Below are 6,455 nucleotides of genomic sequence, written 5' to 3' on the forward strand. Positions count from 1 at the left end.
ATGAGATCACGGTTTCAGGGTTGTTCACGCCCGGCTCCGGTGACCGGTCACGGCAATCAGGGGAGAAATCAGCGTCAGGCTGAACTGCGGATCCAGGATCATGTTGAACCGATAATCACCATTCAGCACCACATCCACCACGGGGCAATTCGCTACCTTATATTTAATCGGTAGACGCAGGGCATTGGACTTCCCCTTCGACTGCAGGCCCTGAATTCGATCTTGCATCGTTTGGTAGGATGTCCACTGCCCCCGATTCAGCCAGAGGGTAGCGGCCTGTTGATAATCCTTCAGCGCTTCTTCGCGATCGCCCTTGGCCTCCCACACCGCCGCCCGTCCAGCATAGAGGTCGGGATTGTCTGGCTCAAACCCCAGGGCATTGGCATAGTCTTTGAAGGCATCATCCCAGGCCTGCATCTGGGCATAGGCCTTGGCCCGCTGGGACAACAGCAACCGTGGATCGCCCCCGTTACGCAGCAGTTGGCTGAAGTCCTGCACGGCACCGCGTCCATCCCCCAAGATTAGGCGCACAATGCCCCGCTGTTTAATGCTATTCGGATTCTCAGGGTCAAGGCTGAGCGCCTTGGCTAGGTCTTGGATCGCGGCCTGGGCCTGTCCTGTTTTAGCGTAGGCGTAGGCGCGTTTGCACAGCACATCGGCCTGGTCTGGCTCAAACTTCAGCAGCCAGCTCAGGTCAGCGATCGCTCCCGGGTAGTTCCGCTGCTCCATCTTGGTCAACGCTTGCTCTAGGAAGGCTTCGGGGGAGATCAGGGGCTGAGCGGTGGGTTGGGAGGGTGGGGGCGATGGGGACGGTGGGGGCAAAACCGACGCTCGGAGCCGATCAATCTGGGCGATGCAGGCCTTGGCGCTGTCGGCATCAGCTTGGTTGAGATACAGGTGGGCAGCTTGCTTATAGGCGGCGATCGCCTCGTCAACGTGACCCGCCATGGCATGGGCCTTCGCCAATAAATGGTGAGCGATCGCCATGGAGGGATCGAGCTGCGTGGCACACTGGGCATCCAAAATAGCAGCGGCGCTGGTCTTGAGGCTGAGATAAGCCGAGGCCCGCTTTAGAAAACGTTCGGGGGTGGGCTGATGCTGTAAAGCAGCGCTAAAGTGAGCGATCGCCCCGGTCATGTCTCCCGCTGCTAAGCAGGCCTGCCCCTGCTGCATCAACTGCTCAGCATTGGGCTCCGGAATCGGGAAATGGGCGGTGGACATAGCACAACCTCAATCACAGGCTCATCTGGATTATAGCCGTTGGGGCAAGGAAGGGCGATCGCTCACGATCGCGCAAACTCGGCTGGATTTTGATCCCGTCGATGCTGCTTTGGAATGGCTGGCCCTTGCCGATCGCCGGCGATCGCTGCCGTCGCTTCTAGGGACTCCCGCAGGCGTTTGGCAGCGTAGATAGACATATCCCGAGGTACACTGATGCGGTCGCGCAAATAGCGCAGCGAGAGGTCAGAGCCGGGGGGTGGCGGACAAACAGCCCCGGTCATCAAATGGGTGAGGGCACAGCGCAGCGCCGTATCAAAGGACGTATCGTCCGCCGGATTGACCTGAATAATACTGGCCCTATGTTTCAGCACCCGATGCAAAGCCTCCGCCCGAGAGGTTTCCGGTTCGGGATAGGTGACATCCGGCAACCCCATCCATGGGCCCTGATCCACCCGCATTTGGTTGATCCGCGTTTGAGGGTGATCATTCTCCCAGCAGCCGCCCATCTGGGGAGGCAGATCATGGACATGGGTATGGAAATCGCTTTGGGTGCCTCGATAGGTCGGCCGGCTTTCCATGGCATCAAACCAGTCGGATAGCCTAGGATTCTCCTCCCGCAAAGAATAGCCTTTGTAGTAGAACAAGCTGGCGTTCATCCGTTCCACATAGGGCGTGAAGATGACATCCGCACTGCCAAACTCAGACAGAAAGTAAGGGCCAGGGGTGCTGGCTAGGGCCTGCTCCACCTTAGCGACCACGGCGATAAACTGACTGCGGTTGCGCTCCTCCTGCCGGGATGAGGTGGTGGGATAGCATAGCCAGGCACACCAAGCCCGAAACAGTAAGCGCTCTAGCCGGCGCAGGGGAAGAACAGCAGCGTCTTCCAAGCCCTGGGTGAGGGGGCCAAACGTCTGCTCCAAGGCCAGCAAAATATCGTCACTTTCGGTGATTATGCGATCGTCGAGGGACAGCGCTGGCAACATGCCCGACGGAACCAGATCTTTATACCAGCGTTCCTTTTCCCCGTAGCAAAACATGGTCACTTTTTTGACCCGGTAGGGAATGTGCTGTTCTTCTAGCCATAGCCACACCTTTTGACAGTAGGGGCACCAGGCATGGTTATCGCGGTAAAGGGTGACCCGGATATCCGATTCAGCCGCACCAAACAGGCGTAGCTGAGCTTGAGCATTGGTGGGGCCAGAAACCGGATCGACCTGAGCGATCGTCAGAGCCTCCAGTTCTGCCCAGCTTAGAGGGGCGACGGTCATGGGACTTGTCCTTGCAATACAACCAGAGTCAGCAGATCAGGGCTGGTCTCATACGTCAGTGTAGCGCTGCATCCTGGTGAATAGATAGAGTAGCAGGAAACGGCGTGGCACCTATCCTAGAGAATGCTGCCTATACTCTTTAGTAGCAGCTCTTCACCTTCGGCTACTCAGACCATCAGAACATCTACAGAGCCAACGATACGTAATCGGCAACAGCATTAGAAAGCAAGAAAAGCTACAGTTGATACAAAGCATCTAATATAGAGCATCTAATACAAACCATCCCTTGCCCCTGCTGAGATCATGGATCATCCTTCTCCCCAATCTATTGAGCAGGTTCCTTCCACCGACTGGGACAACACACCAGAGTCCGTGAAAATGCTGGTAACCTCGTTGCTCAACGCGCAGTCATTCTCGCAGGGTGAGACGTCCCAGAGCGACCATCGTCTGCTGCAGTTTCTAGAGGCAACCCCCATCGGCATTGCCGTACATGATGCAACAGGGAAGCTGGTTTACGTGAATCAAGTGGGGCGATCGCTCTGGGGCGGCGATCGCTTGCTGGATAGTTCTCTCTCGGAGTTGTCTCATGCTCTACACCTCTATCATGGGTCACGGCAGATCGTTTATCCCCTAGAAGACTTACCCGTCAGCCGCGCCCTACAGGGAGAAACCGTGTGGGTGGATGATCTGGAAATCCGTCGCCCCGATAGCACCATTCCCTTAGATATGTGGGCAACACCGATTTTTGATGACCAAAGGCAGGTAGTCTACGCGATTGTTGCCTTTCAAGACATCAGCGATCGCAAACGTCGAGACTTGGAACGGCAAGTTCTTGAAAATACCAGACAAACCCGCGATCGCTTCTATCGCCAAGTCATCCAAGCCCAAACCGATCTTATTTTGCGATCGCTGCCAGATACCACGATCACCTTTGCCAACGAAGCACTCTGCTCTGCCCTCGGTCTACCGTTAGGAGAGGTTCTAGGTCTACGATGGAGTGACTTTGTGCCGCCGGACGATCTTGATACAATCCATCACAAAATTGCGGGACTGACTCCAGAGCATCCTACCTTTGAAAATATGAATCGCGATCAGCGATCGGATCGTCAAATCGGCTGGACGCAGTGGATTAATTTAGGAATTTTCGACCATGGGCAATTGGTGGAAATTCAATCCGTAGGACGGGACGTTACCGCGATCCAGAAGCAACTCCACCGTGAACAGGCGATGAATCGGGTGCTCCAGGCCATTCGCTCAACGGTTGACCTAGATCAAATTTTTACCCTAGCCACCCAAGAAACAATCCAGCTATTGAACTGTTCTAGGTGCGGTGTCATTCAGTATCAAGCCGAGCAAGAACCCTGGCAAACCCTGGCAGACTACTGTAGCCATCCCGATCAGCTCCCTGCCTGGACATTAGATAGGATAGGTCACCATGCTCCTTGGAGCGATCGCCTCCAGCAATTCCAGGTTGTGCAGGTGGATGACATGAATATAGATGACACGTATCCAGATCTGACCTTGTTCCCATCTGGCGCTTGGCTGCTAATTCCCCTCGTTGTGGATGGCCGTCTATGGGGAAGTTTTGTCCTCTATACCGATCAACAGCCCTTCATCTGGCACCCAGAGCAACGGGATCTGGCCCAGGCGATGGCCGATCAGCTTGAGGTAGCTATCCAGCAGGCTATCTTATCCCAACAGGTGCAGGATGAGTTGGCAGAGCGCTGCCGTGCTGAAGCGGCGCTCCGAGAAAGCGAAGGGCGCTTTCAAACTATGGCAGACAATGTGCCCGGCGTCATCTATGGCTATCGTATCTGCTCTGATGGCTCAGATTACTATGCCTATATTAGTTCTGGCTTTCGGGAACTCTATGGCATCGACCCCGATCAGGCGTTGCAAAATCCTCAGATCATCTCAGCCATGACCCATCCCGATGATGCCTCGATGCTCCAGGAGTCTTTTATCCTCTCTGAACAAACCTTGCAAACCTGGGAGTGCCAGTATCGCATTATCACAGCCGATGGGCAGCTAAAATGGTTGCAGGGCATCGCTCGACCAACACGCCATGCCAATGGCGATATTAGTTGGGATGGCTTGATCATTGATATCAGCGATCGCAAACGGGGTGAGGCGGAGCAACAATATGCGGAAGCTGCGCTACGAGACAGTGAAGCTCGCTACCGGCTGTTAGCAGAAAATACCAATGATCTCGTTTGTCTCCATGAACTGGATGGTGAATATATCTACGTCAGCCCGTCCTGTGAAAACCTCTTGGGCTATCAGTATGAAGACATGGTGGGGCAAAAACCCTCGATGTTTCTCCATCCAGAGGATTGCGATCGCGTCTATCAAGAGAGTCGGGCTGTAGCTGTCTCAGGTAAATCCACACCAGTTACCTATCGCATGCGCCATCGAGCTGGGCATTACATCTGGTTTGAAACATTAACTCGCCCCATTTTAGATGCGACAGGAACTATTATCCAGTTGCAAACTACGTCCCGAGATGTCACCGAACGAATTCAAGTGCAAGAACGTCTGCGCTACGATGCTTTGCATGATTCGCTGACGGGCCTCCCCAATCGCAATTGGCTGATGGAACGACTAGCCTTATCCATCCACCAAGCTCGTCGCCTAGACCATTATCAATATGCGGTGCTATTTCTAGACTTAGATCGCTTTAAGGTGGTCAACGATAGCTTGGGGCACCTAGCGGGCGATCAACTCCTCATAGCGATCGCCCAACGCTTGCAGTCGATTGTGCGAGCAACGGATCTGGTGGTGCGGTTGGGGGGCGATGAATTTGTCCTGCTGCTGGAAAGTGTAGAGGGCATTCAAGAGGTTGTTCATGCCACAGAACGTATCTTTTCTGAATTGCGATCGCCCCTCACGATTGAAGGACGAGATGTGTATGTAACGTCGAGCATTGGCATTGTCCTCGGCAACAAAACCTATCAGCAAGCGTCTCACCTGCTGCGGGATGCTGACATTGCCATGTATCGGGCCAAAATGAATGGCAAAGCTCGTTATGAAATTTTTGACGCCGACATGCATCGACAGGCCATGCAGCGCCTACATTTGGAACATGATCTGCGGCAAGCCATTGATCGTCAGGAGTTTGTGCTGTACTACCAGCCTATTTTCGCCTTAGATAACGAATGTTTAACGGGATTTGAAGCCCTCATTCGCTGGCAGCATCCTTCTCAAGGTCTCAAGTCTCCGGGAGACTTCATTGCAGTTGCTGAAGAAATCGGCCTAATTACCCTCATTGATGATTGGGCACTGCATCAGGCCTGTCATCAACTGGCGACATGGCAAGCTAAGTTTCCCGCGATGGAGCATATGAAGGTCAGCGTCAATCTTTCTGTTCAGGACTTAAAACAGCCCGACTTACTGAGTAAAATCGATCGGGTTCTGGCCACAACGCACCTAGCAGGGCATTGCTTGACCCTGGAAATTACTGAAAGTATGTTGATTGATGATGTTGAAGCCACGATTGACATACTAAGAAGCATTAAAGAACGCAATATCCAGATTAGCATTGATGATTTTGGTACAGGCTACTCATCCCTCAATTATCTGCATCGCCTACCGGTAGACAATCTCAAAGTCGATCGCTCTTTTGTGGACGCGATGCAAAGTGGCCAGCGTAACTATCAAATTGTGGAAACCATTGTCGCGCTCAGCAATCAGCTTGGTCTAGAAGCGATCGCTGAGGGAATTGAGACGCGGGAGCAGCTTCAACAATTACAGCATCTTGGATACCAGTTTGGGCAAGGCTACCTAGCATCGCGACCGTTGCCGGACGACGACGCGGAAAGGCTATTAGCCAAGCATCAACGCACTTTACTCTAAAAGATTGACCACTACGTTTAGGTATGAACTTGTAGTCAAAGGGTAATAGAGCTTGAAACATCAGAGCGATCGCTTTTTAATTCAATTTCTATCGCTTTTTCATTCAAGCTCTAC

3 protein-coding genes are annotated in these 6,455 nt (G+C 53.3%); 1 reads left to right on the forward strand and 2 read right to left on the reverse strand.

The genetic code is table 11. From position 1 onward, the window contains the following. Positions 1 to 24: 24 nt before the first annotated feature. Together V6D20_10095 and V6D20_10100 are read right to left on the reverse strand one after the other, a co-directional pair. Entirely contained in the window at positions 25 to 1,221 is a 1,197-nt protein-coding gene (locus tag V6D20_10095; protein ID HEY9816130.1) for a tetratricopeptide repeat protein, read from the reverse strand. A gap of 62 nt (positions 1,222 to 1,283) precedes the next feature. After that, positions 1,284 to 2,489 carry a glutathione S-transferase family protein gene (locus tag V6D20_10100; protein HEY9816131.1) on the reverse strand — a complete coding sequence of 402 codons (1,206 nt, stop codon included), beginning with the start codon at positions 2,487 to 2,489 and terminating at the stop codon, positions 1,284 to 1,286. A 303-nt stretch (positions 2,490 to 2,792) separates the two neighbouring features. Here V6D20_10100 and V6D20_10105 point away from each other — a divergent pair, with 303 nt between their 5' ends. Beyond that, positions 2,793 to 6,341: an EAL domain-containing protein gene (locus V6D20_10105; protein ID HEY9816132.1), complete on the forward strand. Its 3,549-nt coding sequence runs from the start codon at positions 2,793 to 2,795 to the stop codon at positions 6,339 to 6,341. The last annotated feature ends 114 nt before the right edge of the window (positions 6,342 to 6,455 follow it).

The sequence above is a fragment of the Candidatus Obscuribacterales bacterium genome, from assembly GCA_036703605.1.
In the GTDB taxonomy this organism is placed as follows: Bacteria; Cyanobacteriota; Cyanobacteriia; order RECH01; family RECH01; genus RECH01.